Source organism: Ruegeria sp. AP11 (assembly GCF_056535865.1).
In genome coordinates, this window is the sequence record NZ_JBQFJB010000001.1 from 1,352,555 (window position 1) to 1,368,101 (window position 15,547).

At 60.8% G+C, this 15,547-nt stretch carries 11 protein-coding genes; 4 read left to right on the forward strand and 7 right to left on the reverse strand.

Annotated elements, in window-relative coordinates; all coding sequences use genetic code 11:
- Positions 1 to 14 precede the first annotated feature (14 nt).
- Positions 15 to 785, forward strand: a complete 771-nt coding sequence (gene yaaA, locus ACR3E4_RS07065) for a peroxide stress protein YaaA (protein ID WP_480533565.1) — start codon at positions 15 to 17, stop codon at positions 783 to 785.
- Positions 786 to 896: 111 nt separating this feature from the next.
- On the opposite strand, the gene ACR3E4_RS07070 is transcribed toward yaaA, so the two are convergent.
- From ACR3E4_RS07070 to ACR3E4_RS07090, 5 genes are all read right to left on the reverse strand, one after another.
- Positions 897 to 3,113: a response regulator gene (locus ACR3E4_RS07070; RefSeq protein WP_480533567.1), complete on the reverse strand. Its 2,217-nt coding sequence runs from the start codon at positions 3,111 to 3,113 to the stop codon at positions 897 to 899.
- 66 nt (positions 3,114 to 3,179) lie between these two features.
- Entirely contained in the window at positions 3,180 to 5,222 is a 2,043-nt protein-coding gene (locus ACR3E4_RS07075; protein ID WP_480533569.1) for a hypothetical protein, read from the reverse strand.
- Positions 5,219 to 7,981, reverse strand: a complete 2,763-nt coding sequence (locus ACR3E4_RS07080; protein WP_480533570.1) for a DUF4159 domain-containing protein — start codon at positions 7,979 to 7,981, stop codon at positions 5,219 to 5,221. The genes ACR3E4_RS07075 and ACR3E4_RS07080 overlap by 4 nt, the downstream gene beginning before the upstream one ends.
- Entirely contained in the window at positions 7,978 to 8,853 is an 876-nt protein-coding gene (locus ACR3E4_RS07085; protein ID WP_480533572.1) for a DUF58 domain-containing protein, read from the reverse strand. The genes ACR3E4_RS07080 and ACR3E4_RS07085 overlap by 4 nt, the downstream gene beginning before the upstream one ends.
- A complete protein-coding gene (locus tag ACR3E4_RS07090; RefSeq protein WP_480533574.1) occupies positions 8,850 to 9,857 on the reverse strand; it encodes an AAA family ATPase in 1,008 nt (335 codons plus the stop codon). Before ACR3E4_RS07090 ends, ACR3E4_RS07085 begins: the two co-directional genes overlap by 4 nt.
- 64 nt (positions 9,858 to 9,921) lie before the next feature.
- On the opposite strand from ACR3E4_RS07090, the gene ACR3E4_RS07095 reads away from it, so the two are divergent.
- Positions 9,922 to 10,500, forward strand: a complete 579-nt coding sequence (locus tag ACR3E4_RS07095; protein WP_480533576.1) for a DUF1285 domain-containing protein — start codon at positions 9,922 to 9,924, stop codon at positions 10,498 to 10,500.
- Here ACR3E4_RS07095 and ACR3E4_RS07100 read toward each other — a convergent pair.
- Positions 10,497 to 11,375 (reverse strand): DMT family transporter, encoded by an 879-nt coding sequence (locus ACR3E4_RS07100; RefSeq protein WP_480533578.1) that lies wholly within the window; start codon positions 11,373 to 11,375, stop codon positions 10,497 to 10,499. The genes ACR3E4_RS07095 and ACR3E4_RS07100 overlap by 4 nt on opposite strands.
- A gap of 240 nt (positions 11,376 to 11,615) precedes the next feature.
- On the opposite strand from ACR3E4_RS07100, the gene ACR3E4_RS07105 reads away from it, so the two are divergent.
- On the forward strand, positions 11,616 to 12,371 hold the full coding sequence (locus tag ACR3E4_RS07105; protein ID WP_480533580.1) for a hydroxypyruvate isomerase family protein: 756 nt from the start codon (positions 11,616 to 11,618) through the stop codon (positions 12,369 to 12,371).
- Between the two features lie 73 nt (positions 12,372 to 12,444).
- Complete coding sequence (locus ACR3E4_RS07110) at positions 12,445 to 12,675, forward strand: DUF2798 domain-containing protein (protein ID WP_480533582.1); 231 nt, start codon at positions 12,445 to 12,447, stop codon at positions 12,673 to 12,675.
- A gap of 45 nt (positions 12,676 to 12,720) precedes the next feature.
- Here the strand turns inward: ACR3E4_RS07110 and polA are convergent, their stop codons facing one another.
- Complete coding sequence (polA, locus tag ACR3E4_RS07115; protein WP_480533584.1) at positions 12,721 to 15,522, reverse strand: DNA polymerase I; 2,802 nt, start codon at positions 15,520 to 15,522, stop codon at positions 12,721 to 12,723.
- Positions 15,523 to 15,547 lie beyond the last annotated feature (25 nt).

Sequence of the window (15,547 nt, forward strand, 5' to 3'; positions counted from 1 at the left end):
GAAAGAGGGCGGTTATGCTGGTAGTGATTTCCCCGGCCAAGCGGCTGGATTGGGCAGAGCACGATGTCGAGGTCACTCAACCGGATTTTCAGGACGATGCGATCCGGTTGTCAAAAACCGCGCGCAACCTGACGCTGGGCGATCTGAAAAATCTGATGGATCTGAGCGATGATCTGGCACGGTTGAACCGCGACCGCTATCGGGCCTTCTCGGCTGCGCCCGAGGCTGATTTGACCCGCCCTGCGGCGCTGGCCTTTGCGGGCGATACCTATCAGGGCCTTGAGGCCGCATCGCTTGATGCCGATGAATTGGAGTGGGCGCAGGATCACCTGCGTATCCTGTCCGGCCTTTACGGCGTACTGCGCCCACTGGATGCGATACAACCCTATCGGCTTGAGATGGGCAGCAAACTGAAAACGCGTCGCGGCAAGAACCTCTATGAGTATTGGCGAGACCAGTTGAGCAAAGCCTTGAATGCACAAGGCGAACAGATCGGGTCAGACATTCTGATAAACTGTGCCAGTCAGGAGTATTTTGGCGCGGTAGACCTCAAGGCGCTGAAATTGCGGGTGATTACACCTGTGTTCATGGAAGACAAAGGCGGCACGCCGAAAATCGTTAGCTTCTTTGCCAAGAAAGCGCGCGGCGCCATGGCGCGTTATGTGATCCAGCATCGGCTGCGCGATCCGGCTGGATTGCTCGAATTTGATGCGGGGGGATATGGGTATCGCCCTGAGCTGTCAGAAGCAGACAAACCGGTCTTTGTGCGCCCTTATCAGGCCTGATATTTTGCCGGTTTCGAGGGCGGAGCGATGGGCCAGCCCCTCGCGCTCCCCGGGATATTTTTAGCCGGATGAAGAATGGATCGATGTATATCGGCCGGTCTGAATTCGAGCCTATCGCGTTTCAGGCTCGGCGTCCTTGCTGACTGGAAGAGCACGGTCGGGGCAATACTTTACGATCATCTGGTGGATCAGGTTTTTGTGAAGCGGTTTGGTCAAATAGTGATCCAACCCTGCGGCCAGAATGCTCTGATCATCCCCCGCCATGGCATGTGCAGTCAGCGCCACGATGGGAACGTGCCGGTCGGTTCCGATTTCGCGACGGCGGATCTCAGTCGTTGCTTCTTTCCCATCCATCCTGGGCATCGAAATGTCCATGAAGATCAGATCCGGGGTGAATTCAGCGTTGAGCTCTACGGCCTCAAGCCCGTTTGAGACGAATCTCAGGTCGATGTTCAGGTCTTTCATCATCTTCTTCAGGATCAATTGGTTGGTGCGGTTGTCCTCGGCCGCCAGAACTCGCATGCGCCTTGCATCCTGAGGGCTGTGCGGCGGTACATGTGTGCTAACACTGGCGGGTTCCTGCTGATCAGGTTTGAATCCGGGCGCGCCAAGCGCAAGCAGGCGGGAATAAAGCTCAGCTCGCGGAATGGGTTTTTGCAACACGCCTTCGATCAATTGCTGGGCGGGGTCGGCGTGAATCACACCGGGATTGGCCGACATCACCACGATCGGCAACTCGGCCCACCCTTTGTCACGCAGGGTCGTGGCAAGTTCCAACCCGTCCATATCCGGCAGATCATGGTCGCAAAGGACAAAATCCATGCTCGCGTCCACCAGAGAAAGTGCCTCGGCCCCTGACGAACAAACCGTTACACGCGCGCCGAGCCGTCCCAACTGCTTGGTCAGGATGGTGCGATTCACGGCCAGGTCTTCGACCACCAAAACATGCCGCAGACGGCCATCCAGATCGGGTGGAGCGGGTTGCGGACCCTCTGCGGTGGGCAGAGAAATACGGAACCCAAAACACGAGCCCATGCCGACCTCGCTTTCGACCCAAACGCTGCCACCCATGATCGAGATCAGGCGTTTGGTGATGGCGAGACCCAGACCGGTGCCTTCGAACTGACGGTTGTGGGTATCCTCGACCTGATTGAACTCACCAAAGATATGAGGAACCTTGTCTTCTTCGATCCCGATGCCGGTATCTTCGATGGCCACATGAATATCGCAGCTTTCTGTGCTGGCATCCGGCACACCGGTCACACGGATCAGCACATGGCCCTGTGCGGTGAACTTGACCGCATTGCCCACCAGATTGGTCATGATCTGCCGCATCCGGCCCGGATCACCGACAAAAAGCGTGGGAAGGAACAGGTCGTAGTCGACCAGCAGCGTCAGCCCCTTGTCGCGGACGCTGGGCTGCAACAGCATCGCAACCTCAAGAATGCAGCGTTCCAGATCAAACTGTTCCGGGTGCAGGGTCAGCTTGTCGGCCTCGATCTTGGAATAATCCAGCACATCGTTGATGATGACCAGCAATGCCTCGCCCGAGTTGCGGATCGTGCTGACATAGAGCCGCTGTTCTTCGCTGAGTGGGGTTTCGGTCAGCAATTCGGTCATTCCGACGATACCGTTCATCGGCGTGCGAATCTCGTGGCTCATATTGGCCAGAAAAGCGGATTTGGCCCGGTTTGCAGCCTCGGCACGCTCGCGGGCGGCGTTCAACTCGGCCTCGTGCCGGACCGAGGCGGTGATGTTCAGCGCCAGGCTCAGAACATCACCACCGTGCCCGCGCTGGTCGATTAGACGGATGTACTGCCCGTTCCACAGCTGGATAACCTCAGGCTCCGGGTGCGCCTGCTTCCAGCGCGCAAGCATGCGGGCCTGCCAATCGGTGATCGACTCTGCCCCGATATCGACAATCCCCTCATGGGTTAGTATTTCGAGGATGCGAGTATAGGTAACGCCCGGCGCCACCTCCTCCAGACCGTCAAATACGCTCAGATAGGCTGCATTGGCTCCGATCAGCGTGTTACTGCCGTCGAAAAAGGCAAACCCGTCCGGGATGGTCTGAACCGAATGCCAGAGCCGGCGTTCAGCAACCTCGACCTTGGCGTTGGCTTCGGTCAGGTCGGATTTGACCCTTTCGTTTTCATCCCGAACGGTCGCCACCTCGGCCTGAGTCTCATCGATTTGCCGGGTCAGGGCAATTGCATGACGGCCCAGTTTGCGATTGGCGGCGGACAGCGCCGCCTGCTTTTGCTGCAACAACCGTTCGGCGGCCAGGCGCGCGCGTCGTTCCTGCGCCAGTTTTTCTGCAAGGCTCATAACTGGATTCCCGCAATGCTTTGCGTCCAGCATCGCGGCAGAGCATGAAAAAGTGCTTAAACGCCGTCAGCGCCGCCCTTCCCGCAGCCACCCGCCCAGCAGGAAGCCACCTGCCAGCAGCAACACGAGCCAGGGCGGCAGCAGACCGGCCTGCGTGACATCGCGTGTCTCATACGCGTTGCGCGGGGTCAGTCCGATCCAGCCACGCCCTGCCGCAGGTCGACCGGAGCGGACATTGCGGATCGCGGGCAATCCGTCTTCGACGCGGACCGCACCGCCACGCAAAACGGCCAGCGTCGGGCTGAGGATTTCATCGGTGGCAATCGTGCGCTCGAATTCTTTGGGGGCGGCGGGACCAAGGCCGATCACCGCGGAGTGTTCACCTTCCTGCAAACGGTATAGACCGATTTCGGGCCCAAAATACTGCGCCTCGAACCGACCGGGCGAGACTTCGTTCAGTGTGACCTCAAACTGGTCGCCATTGGGGCGGGTCACGGTGACCGGCCCGACCTCATCCGAAAGGGTCTGGCGTATGATCCGCATCGACTGGCCGGTGGCCTCGGCCCACAGCGCCTCTTCCTCAAGCTCGGGTTCTTTCATCATCCAATGGGCCAGCCTGCGCAGCAGCTCCAGCTGCGGGCCACCGCCTTCGAAACCCCGACTCCAGAGCCAGGCGTGATCCGAAGCCAGCAGCGCCACCCGGCCTTCGCCGACACGATCCAGAACCAGCAGCGGACGGTCCTCGACGCCGGTCATCAACAGGTCGCCCGAGTTTTGCCTGACGTCAATCTGGCGCAACCACGCGCCCCAGGTTTCGGCATCTCCGAGATCGGTGGTCACAGGGTGGCGCTGGCCCAGGTCTGTCACCATCGGCACATAGCGTTCTTCATAGACCCGGGCGCTGGGTTTTGCCGGCAGCACCGGCCCAAGCGGGGATCGGAACAGGCTGTCAGCGGTGGCAAAATCGGGGCCAGCAGCGACCAGCACGGCACCGCCGTTGACGATATAGTCGCCAACATTGTCCAGATAAATCGCAGGCAGAATGCCGCGTCGCTTGTAGCGGTCGAAGATGATCAGGTCGAAATCGTTGATCTTTTCCAGAAACAGCTCGCGCGTCGGGAAGGCAATCAGCGACAGTTCGTCGACCGGCACACCGTCCTGCTTTTCCGGCGGACGCAGGATGGTGAAATGGACCAGATCAACCGAGCTGTCGGATTTCAGCAGATTGCGCCATGTGCGCCCGCCCGGATGCGGTTCGCCCGAGACCAGCAGAACACGCAGGCGATCGCGGACACCATTCATCTGGATCAGCGCGGTGTTGTTGCGATCGGTCAGCTCTCCCTCAGCCTCGGGTACGGTGAACTGGATGACGTTTCGCCCACCATGCGGCAGCGTGATCGGCAATTCGACGTCCAGTCCAATGGGAATGGTAAATTGCTCGGGCTCGGCCCCGTCGACCGAAATCTCAAGCGGCGCGGTGGCGACACCGGTGGGCGCGGCGCCGGTATCCTCGACGCGCAGCGTCAGGGTCACGGGCTCTCCGATAATGGCGAAGGCGGGGGCGTTGCGCACAACCAGTCGTCGATCCCAGTCTGCGGCGCGCCCGGTTTGCAACAAATGCATCGGCGCAGGCAGGTCCGGGGCCTGATCCGCGTCATGAACGATACCATCCGAGACGACAAGAACGCCTGCAATCCGCGCGCGGGGTTCTTCGGCGAGTGCGGCGTTCAAGGCAGCCATGACCTGCGTGCCCTCGTCTCCCTCCCCATCACCGATCTTGATCCGGCGCAGCTCGGTATTATCGCGGGACTCGATTTCCGCTGCGAGCGCGTCCGCAGCCTGCATGGTTTGTTCGGCGCGGTCAGACAGTTTCTGACTGGCGCTTTCATCCTCGATCATCAGAACGATATCGGTCAGCGGCGCGCGATCCTCGACCTGATACACAGGACCGCTGAGCGCCGCCAGAACAACCAGGGCGGCCAACCCGCGCAGAGCCCAGCCCGACAGACCACGCCAAAGCGCCAGCACAACACCGCCAAGCGCCACGACGGCGACGGCGGCCAGTATTGGCCACGGGATCAGTGGATCGAATATGACGGTTCCGGTCATTGTCCCAACCTGTCCAGTAGGGCGGGCACGTGGACCTGATCGGATTTGTAGTTCCCGGTCAGCACGTGCATCACCAGATTGACGCCAAAGCGATGGGCCAGTTCGCGCTGCCGTTCACCGGCATAGCCCCGGCCCACGGGCAGCAAGGACTGACCGTTGCGATCGACCGCCCAGGCTCCGGCCCAGTCATTGCCGCCGATCACCACTGGCGTCACGTTGTCGTTGAGATTGCGGAACGGCATCCCCTCAATCTGCTCGGCATCAGGCGGCGCGGCCTCGACCCAGACCTCGGTGCCGGAATAGCGACCGGGGAAATCCTGAAGCAGATAGAAGGCGCGGGTCAGCACGTGATCGCGCGGAACAGGCTCTAACGAAGGGATATTCAATGGCGCTGCCAATTGCTGCAGTTTGCGGCCATTGGGGCTGGATGCCCCGAAACCGGCGATATCGGCGTCACGCGTGTCGAACAGGATCATCCCTCCGGATCGCAGATAAGCGTTGAGTTTGGCATAAGCCTCGACCGAGGGCTGCGGCTGATCGGGCGTGATCGGCCAATAGAGCAGCGGGAAAAACGCAAGCTCATCCCGTTCCAGATCAACACCTATCGGATCGGCAGGTTCGACCGAGGTGCGATAATGCAGTGTCTGCACAAGCCCGCGCAGCCCGGCCAAGGCGATATCGTCTGCCTCGGCGTCCCCGGTTAGCACATGGGCCAGCACCAGCTCCTGCGTCGCATCCAGCGCGAAATCGGTATCGTCAGGTGTCTGCGCCCGCACGTCAGGGGCAACGAAAAGAGCAGCCAGAGCAAAGGCGACAGGGGTTGCCTTGGCCAAACGCCCCGACAGCGCCAAAGACGCAATCACATCCACCGTCAGCAACAGCAATGCGAGGCTGAGCAACAGACCATCAAGCGGCGTCTCGGTGCTGACCTCCTGACCCCGGATCGGGACATCGGCGGGCCAGACTACTGGCGACAACACGGCATCCTCGGCCAGCACATTCCGCGCCAGTTTCTGCTTGCCGCTTTCGTAAAGTCCCGGGCGCAGGTCAGGCCCAATCTGCCCCGAGACCAGTGCGACCCCATCCACCCCGGGCAGTGTTCCCGCGTCGGTCAACGTGCCAAAACCATCCAGTATCTGAACCGGCTCCCAAACAGTGCCCTGCATTTGCGCCTCTTGCCGCGATTTCGCAGCCGAGGCGACCGCAAGGCGGTCGAGCATCTCAACGAACAGCCCCGACAGCGGCAGGCTTGACCATTCGGCATCCGCCGTGACATGGAACAGCACCACCTGCCCCAGCCCCAGAGGTTTGCGCGTTACCAAAGGCGTTCCATCTGACAGCGAGGCAATCACCCGATCCGCCAGGTTAGGGTCTGGTTGTGCCATGACCTGAGTGGTCACCGATACATCCTCGGGGATTTCCAACCCATAAAACGGCGAGGTCTCGGGGAACGGCGCAAGCCCTTTTGCCTCACCCCAGCTCATGGCACCGCCGACCGAGCGGCCACCGCTGCGCAGGCGCACCGGCAGCAACGTGTCCTCGGTATCGCGCCCCAGATCGCTGGCCGCCATGCGCGGGCCCGCGAAGCGCAGCAACAAACCGCCCTGTTCGACCCATTCGGCCACACCGGCCTGCTCGGACTCAGACAGCTTGGCGACATCCGCCAGCACGATCACATCCGGGTTGGCAGGCAAGACCTCGGCCAGGCCGCCTTCGACAAAATCAGCCGTCGGGATCAGCACCTGTGTCAGGTAATGCAGCGGTGAAAGCAGCTCCAATCCTTCACGATTCAGCGTTCCCGCGATCAACGCCACCTCGCGCCGGCGAAGGCTGTCATCCGTCAATGTTACCGCACCGGCAGAGCGTTGGCCCTGCAGCTCGAACCGGGTAATCCGGGCGCGCAGTTCCGAAGGCAGTGAGAGATCGATTTGCGCCTTGTTAGAGCCGTTTTCGAATGCCAGCGGCGTGGATTGCAAAACGCGCATAGCACCAGCCGGATCACGCCCTTGCGCCAGAACAGTGACGCTGTCTGCCGGACCCGGATTGGCGCGCAGCACGCTGAGTTGGATCGCACCATCCTGATAGGTGGCAGGCAGGATCGCGGCTACAGGTGCCGCGGATTGGTACACCGTCACGTCACCGCGCCCTTGCAGGGCCGAGATCAGGCGGTCTTGCCCTTCATAGGACAGCCGGTCGCTGAACCAATGAGTATCAAATCCGCCGTCTGCCTGCGCCAGCGCAGCCAGTGTCTGGTCGATCTGCGCCTCGGTCGGTTGCCACGGCATCGGTGTCAAACCCGGCAGTCGCCCACGCCACGTCTCGGCGGCCTGAAACACTGGGGCCTCGGGTTCGGTCAGGCGCAGGATCGACACTGGACGGCCCGCACGTCCGGCCTCGGTCAGTTGCACGTCGATCTGATCCAGCGTCGATGACCAGCGCGTCGCGCCTGCCCAGCTTGCATCCAGAACCAGCAGCAGCGGACCCGATCCGGTCTCATTGCGCGAGGGGTTCAGTACCGGCCCCGCCAGCCCGATAATGATCGCCGCCGCCGCCAGCATTCTGAGCAGCAACAGCCACCACGGCGTGCGGTCCGAAACGCTTTCGTCGTCCTTAAGGCCCCGCAACAAGGTGACCGCGGGGAACAGTCGGCGGATCGGCGCAGGTGGAACAGCGCGCAGGATCAGCCACAGGATCGGCAGGGTCAAAAGACCCAGCAACACCCAAGGTGCGGTAAAGCCGATGCCCGCCAGAACCGTCATTGCGCACCCCCATCCAGTGCACGATAGAGCCACAACAGAGCCGATTGCGCGCTGTCGCCCGTATGGTGCAGCCCCATCTGCCATCCGGTCGCGCGGCATAGCTGCGTCAGCGCATCCTTCCGCGCGGCCAGCCGATCAAGATAGCGATCCCTCAGGTCTGCAGCTTTCAATGTCTCGTGCCGGGCAGTGCCGCCGACGCTTTCAAAGATGGTGCGGCCGGAATAGGGGAAGTTCTCTTCGCTGGGATCCAGAACCTGAAGCAACACGCCGCGCACGCCACGGTCGGCGGCTTTGGTCAGGGCCAGTTCGACCTCATCCAAGGGGCCAAGGAAATCCGAAATGAACACCGCACGCGCATGTGGGATCATGGCGCGGTGTTCAGGCGGCGCGTAATCTGTCTGCGCGTCTTCAGACCAGGCTTGCGCCAGCCGAATGATCTGCGCATTGCCCCGGCGCGGGGGCAGCGTGGTGCCGGTCAGACCGACACGTTCACCGCCGCGCACCAGCAGAATGGCCGTCGCCAGCCCCAACAGGCGTGCGCGGTCAGCCTTGGTCGGCAGATTCTTGTCCGAAGCAAACCGCATCGATGCGCCCTGATCGACCCACAGCATGATCGACTGTGCAATCTGCCATTCACGTTCGCGCACGAACTGCTGATCCCCACGGGCCGAGCGGCGATGGTCGATCATCCGGCGACTGTCACCGATCTGCGCCGGGCGGTATTGCCAGAAATCATCCCCCAGACCCGAGCGCCTGCGCCCGTGGTCGCCCAACAGCACAGTTCCGGCCAAATGCTTGGCGCGCGCCAACAAGGGCGGCAGCCGGGACGCCTCGGCCTCGGATCGTTCGCGAAGGGTCTGGGCGACGTTCACGCCGCGGCCTCGGTTCGGACCAGACCGACGGCGGTGGATTCGATCAGATCAGACAGGCTGTCGCCGCGCGCCCGCGCTGCAAAGTTCAGCGCCATACGGTGGCTGAGAACCGGGCGCGCCATCTCAAGCACATCCTCGGCATTGGGGGCCAGCCGCCCCTGCAGCATCGCATTGGCCCGCACGGTCATCATCAACGCCTGCGCCGCACGCGGGCCGGGACCCCAGGCGACGGTTTCCTTGACCCGCTCAGACACGCCAGCCTCATCCGGGCGGAAGGCGCGAACCAGATCGAGGATCAGTTCCACAACCGATTCACCTACCGGCATCCGGCGCAACAGAACCTGCGCGGCCAGCAATTCCTCTTTGGTGAAAATCTGATGCGCCTCGGCTTCCTCGACGCCCGTTGTGGCCAGCAGGATATCGCGCTCAGTCTGGCGATCCGGGTATTCCACATCGACCTGCACAAGAAAACGGTCAAGCTGAGCCTCGGGCAGCGGATAGGTTCCCTCCTGCTCGATCGGGTTCTGCGTGGCCAGCACGTGGAAAGGCACGCCCAGTTCCCGATCCTCACCGGCGACTGTCACCGTGCGTTCCTGCATCGCCTGCAGCAGCGCCGACTGGGTCCGGGGGCTGGCGCGGTTGATCTCGTCCGCCATCAGCAATTCGCAGAAGATCGGGCCGGAGATAAAGCGGAAATGACGGCTGCCATCCTCGGCCGTATCCAGAACCTCAGAGCCCAGAATATCCGCGGGCATCAGGTCCGGCGTGAACTGGATGCGGTTGCCATGCAGGCCCATCACGGTCGACAATGTCTCGACCAGCCGCGTCTTGCCCAGCCCCGGCAGGCCGATCAGCAGCGCGTGACCGCCGCACAAAAGCGCGGTCAGGGTCAGGTCCACGACCTTCTCCTGCCCGACAAAGCGGCGGGTGATCGAGGATTTGGCCTCTTGCAGCTTGTTTTCCAGCGCTTCGATCTCGGACACGAGGTCGGCAGGTTCGGACATGAGGTTCCCTTCCGTGGACTGTTATGATTGAAGTGTATCGCGCTGAGAGGAAATGGCAAAAGCAATGAGCGGACAAAAACCCGTGACCCCCTCGCCAGACGGTCTGGCGGCATCTGTCAAAGCGGCCAAAACGCGCGGTTTACCGCCCGTTCACCTGTGGAATCCTCCGTTTTGCGGCGATCTGGACATCCGGATCGCAAAAGATGGCACATGGTCTTATCTAGGGTCGCCCATTACACGGTTCGAGCTTGTGAAGCTATTTTCCTCAATTCTTAAGAAAGAAGAGGACAATTACTTTCTGGTCACCCCGGTTGAGAAAGTGGGAATCACCGTCGAAGATGCGCCGTTCATTGCCGTTGATTTCGATCAGGACGGCGAAGGCGCGGCCCAGCGCCTGACTTTCACGACGCGGGTGGGCGACACAGCCATCGCCGGGCCCGATCACCCGATCCGCATTGTCTTGGATGCGGAAACAGATGAACCCTCACCTTATATTTTGGTTCGCACGAACCTTGAGGCACGCATTGATCGCAAGAGTTTTTATCGGCTGGTTGAGATCGGCACCCATCATGAGGGTTGGTTCGGGGTATGGTCCGATTGTCAGTTCTTTCCGCTGATCCGTTCGGACGAATTGACCGGCTAAACAGACCCGGGCACTTTCTGGTCCTGCGCCAGAATGACTGCTACAGCAACGATGCCCGCACCCAGTGCACGGGTCCAGTTCCAGTCATCCCCCAGCACCACCATGATCACCATCACATAGAATGGTGCGATGTTAATGTGAAAGGAACTCAGCGCCACGCCGATTCTGCCAACAGATGCGATGAACAGAATCTGGCTGAGACCCAAAGACACAAAGGCATAGATCGCCAGCATCCCCACCTGCTGCGTATCAATAGCTGACGTTGGCATCACATCCATGCCCAGCCAACCGGCGGCGACGATCAGGACAGCCGCCATCACCATCCCGCCTGCCAGCGTGATTGTGGTGCGTCCGACCTGACCAAGTTCGGGAAAATCCCGCGCCGTCGCCATGCTGGCCCAGCAATACAACGCAGTCGACACGATGGCGAGCGATGCGCCCAACCCCAATTGCGCCGGCGCAACGGCGCTGGTGGCGATCAACCCGCCGATGATCGAGATCGCAACGCCGAGGGCGAAGTTCCAACTCAGCCGACGAGTCCCGGCGGCGAGTTCAAGCAAAGTGGCCACCAACGGCGCGCATGACGCTATAATCGCTACGGTCACCGGATCAGTCAGCTTTTGCGCCAGCACCAACAGAAACATGCTCAATCCGATGCCGAAACCACCCACCAACAGGGCATGGCCCCAACGAGCTCTCAACACACGGGCCGGGCCATCGATCAGGAACCAGACCGGGATCAATACCATCAACGCCAGCGCCAACCGAACCGAGAACAGGGCAACCGGTGGCCAGTTTTGCAACAGGATATCCGCCGCTGGAAACCCCGCCGCCCATGTCAGCATTGAGGCAACCGCCAGAGTATTCCCCTGCATCGTTGCATCTCGTCCACCAGACACAACCAGTGTGTTTCCGCGAACGGATCTCGGGCTTAGCCGCATAGAGTTCAAACCTTCAGTTGGCCTGGCGAAGGAAAAATGATTCGCCGCGTCAAAGCGACTGTCCCCGATCAGCCATAGGTGTTCTGGCCGATTTTCGACAATCTGTCGTTTTCAGTCTCTTTCACGCAGCAGTCGTGATCGCTAGTCTTTCCGCAGACCGAGACCGGATACCCCATGCCCCGATTTGCTGCCAATCTTTCACTGCTGTTCAATGAACTGCCCTATCTGGATCGTTTCCCGGCCGCTGCGCAGGCCGGGTTCACCGCGGTTGAAATTCTCTTCCCTTATGAATTGGCCGCCAAAGAAACCCGTCGCGCCCTGCTGGCCAGCGGGTTGGATCTGGTCCTGATCAACGCCCCGCCCCCGAACTACACCGGCGGCGCGCCGGGCTATGCGGCCGTGCCCGGCGGTTCGGCCCGGTTCCAGTCCGACATCCGGCGGGTTTTGCGCTATGCCGATATCCTGCGGCCCCGGTTTATTCACGTCATGGCAGGATATGCCTGTGGCCCGGATGCAATGGCCAGTTTTGTCGAAAACCTGCGATGGGCAGCGGATATCGCGCCGGATCAACAGTTTACCATCGAGCCGCTCAACCCGGTGTCGCAGCCAGACTACTTCCTGAACGACTATGATCTGGCCGCCGATGCGCTGGATCGCGTCGACCGGCCAAATGTCGGGCTGCAATATGACAGTTTTCACGCGCAGATGATCCATGGTGATGCACTGGAAATCTGGCACCGCTTTCAAACTCGCATCGTACACGCACAGATCGGGGCCGCACCGGATCGATCCGAACCGGGACGCGGCAGCATGGATTTCCCCGCGCTGTTCGCTGCGATGGACCGTTCCGGCTATGACGGCTGGGTCAGTGCAGAATACACGCCCTCAACCCGGCGGACCGAGGATTCTTTAACCTGGATGCGGCAATAGAGCCGGTATGAATGCTGGATTTTCCGACTGAAATCGCGCAATTGAAGGCATCAACACGCCAAGGATACCGCTCATGATCCCTGCCCGCTTTGCCAATGCCTTGTTTGCCCTGATTATGTCCGGCCTGATGTCCTGCGTCGTCACCGGTATCGCGACACTCAAGGCCATCGGCTTCGGTCCATCGACATTGGGGGATTGGATGGCCTCGTGGGCTTTCTGCTGGCCCATCGCCTTTACCGTGATTCTGACGCTGGGTCCTGTCGTGAAACGCCTGATCGCGCGTTTGGTCAGGCCCGAGGCCTGACGCGTTGCGAAGAGGGCCCGCAGGGCCTGATGAGCAGCGCAGCCCCTAATGCGCCTCGGCCCAGTTGGCCCCCTGCCCGGCATCGACCACCAGTCTTACATCCAGCCTCACCGCCGGGTCTGACGCACCTTCCATCACGTCGCGCGCCACGCTGACCACCTGATCCACAGCGTCCTCGGCCACTTCGAACAGCAGTTCGTCATGCACCTGCAGCAACATTTTTGCAGGCAGGCCGTTGATGGCCTCCGGCATCCGCACCATCGCGCGCCGGATCACATCCGCTGCCGTCCCCTGAATCGGAGCGTTGATTGCCGCGCGGCGTGAGAAGCCCGCATGCGGTCCCTTGGCGTTGATCTCGGGCGTATGAATCTTGCGCCCAAACAGGGTCTGCACATAGCCGTTCTCTTTGGCGAAGGCGACCGTGTCGTCCATATAGGCTCTGATACCCGGGAAACGCTCGAAATATCGGTCGATGAATCCCTGCGCCTCGGCACGCGGAATGCGCAGGTTACGCGCCAGACCAAAGCCCGAGATGCCATAGATCACACCAAAGTTGATCGCCTTGGCCTGACGGCGGATATCGGGCGTCATCTCGTCCAGCGGCACATCGAACATCTCGGACGCCGTCATGGCGTGAATGTCCAGCCCGTCCGAAAACGCTTTCTTCAACGCGTCAATCCCGGCGATATGCGCCAGAATCCGCAGCTCGATCTGGCTGTAGTCGAGGCTGACCAGCACGTTGCCCGGCTCGGCAATGAACGCCTCGCGAATGCGCCGCCCTTCCTCGGTACGCACCGGAATATTTTGCAGGTTCGGATCGGTCGAGGCCAAACGTCCGGTGTTGGCCCCCGTGATCGAATAAGACGTATGCACCCGGCCCGTATCCGGGTTGATATGGGTCTGCAGCGCGTCGGTGTAGGTCGATTTCAGTTTCGACAGTTGCCGCCAGTCCAGCACCCGGCGCGGCAGTTCATGCTCGGTGGCGAGGTCTTCCAGAATATCGGCCCCGGTCGAATACTTGCCGGTCTTGCCTTTCTTGCCGCCTTCCAGACCCATCTTGTCGAACAGGATTTCACCCAACTGCGCAGGCGAGCCGACATTGAAATTCTCGCCCGCCAGTTCATGGATATCAGCCTCTAACCCAGCCATTTTCTGGGCAAAGGCGTTCGACATGCGGCTCAGCACATCGCGGTCGACCTTGATGCCGTGCATCTCCATTTCTTTAAGAACCGGCACCAGCGGACGTTCGAGCGTTTCATAAACCGTCGTTACCTGAACCTGATGCAGTTGCGGCTTGAACAGTTTCCACAGGCGCAGCGTGATATCCGCGTCCTCGGCGGCATAGGCCGTGGCTTCATCGATCGGCACCTTGTCGAAAGTGATCGCCGATTTGCCCGAGCCCAGCAGCGGTTTGATCGGGATCGGAGTGTGGCTCAGATAGCGTTCGGACAGTGTATCCATGCCATGCCCATGCTCGCCACCATGCATCGCGTAGGACATCAGCATGGTGTCATCGATGGGGGCCACATCGATGCCATAGCGGGCAAAGATCTTGGCATCGTATTTCATGTTCTGCCCGATCTTCAGGATCGACGGGTCCTCGAACATTGGTTTCAGCAGGGTTAGAGCCCGTTCCAGCGGCATCTGCCCCTCGGCCAGCGCATCCGTCCCGAACAAATCATCAGTTGCGCTTTCGCGATGGATCAGCGGGATATAGCAGGCTTCCCCTGCCTTGACGCACAGAGAAATGCCGACCAAATCGGCGATCATCTCATTCAGACCGGTGGTTTCGGTGTCCACAGCGACCCAGCCGCGTTCATAAGCCTGATCGATCCATTTCTGCAGAGCATCCGCATCGCGGACGCATTCGTATTTCGCCGCATCAAACGGAACCTCTTCGGTCTGCGTTTCCTCAACCGGCGCGGGCGCATCGGCGATTACCGGAGCCTCAGCCCCCAGCTTGTCGGCGATACGCTTGGTGAGGGTACGGAACTCCATCTCGGCCAGAAAGCCCAGCAAGGTTTCGGCATCCGGGTCTTTCACCTCAAGATCGTCCAGCGTGAAGTCCAGCGGCGTTTGCTCATCCAGTTGCACCAGCTTTTTTGACAGCTCGATCTGGTCGCGCTTTTCGATCAGGGTCTGGCGGCGCTTGGGCTGTTTGATCTCTTCCGCGCGATCCAGCAGCGTTTCCAGATCGCCATATTCATTGATCAGCAGCGCCGCCGTTTTGATCCCGATACCCGGAGCCCCCGGCACGTTGTCCACTGAATCCCCGGCCAGCGCCTGCACATCGACCACCCGTTCAGGACCCACACCGAACTTCTCGAACACGCCATCACGGTCGATGCGCTTGTTCTTCATCGCATCGAGCATTTCCACGCCGCCGCCGACCAGTTGCATCAGGTCCTTGTCGGAACTGACGATGGTCACCCGCCCCCCTGCTTCGCGCGCCTGAACGGCCAGCGTGGCAATGATGTCGTCAGCCTCATAGCCTTCCAGCTCTTTACAGGCGATGTTGAAGGCGCGGGTTGCTTCACGGGTCAGAGGCATCTGCGGGCGCAGATCCTCGGGCATCGCCTCGCGGTTGGCTTTGTAGAGGTCATACAGATCGTTGCGGAAGGTATGGGACCCCTTGTCGAAGATCACCGCCACATGGGTCGGCGCGTCTGGTCCGGCATTCCCTTCGACATATTTCTGCAGCATGTTGCAGAAGCCTGACACCGCCCCGATCGGCAACCCATCCGATTTTCGTGTCAGCGGTGGCAGCGCGTGATAGGCACGGAAGATAAAGGCCGATCCGTCAATGAGATGCAGATGGCAGCCTTTTCCGAATTGGGTCGTGGTCATATGAGGCTCCTGCGCTGGGTTGCGC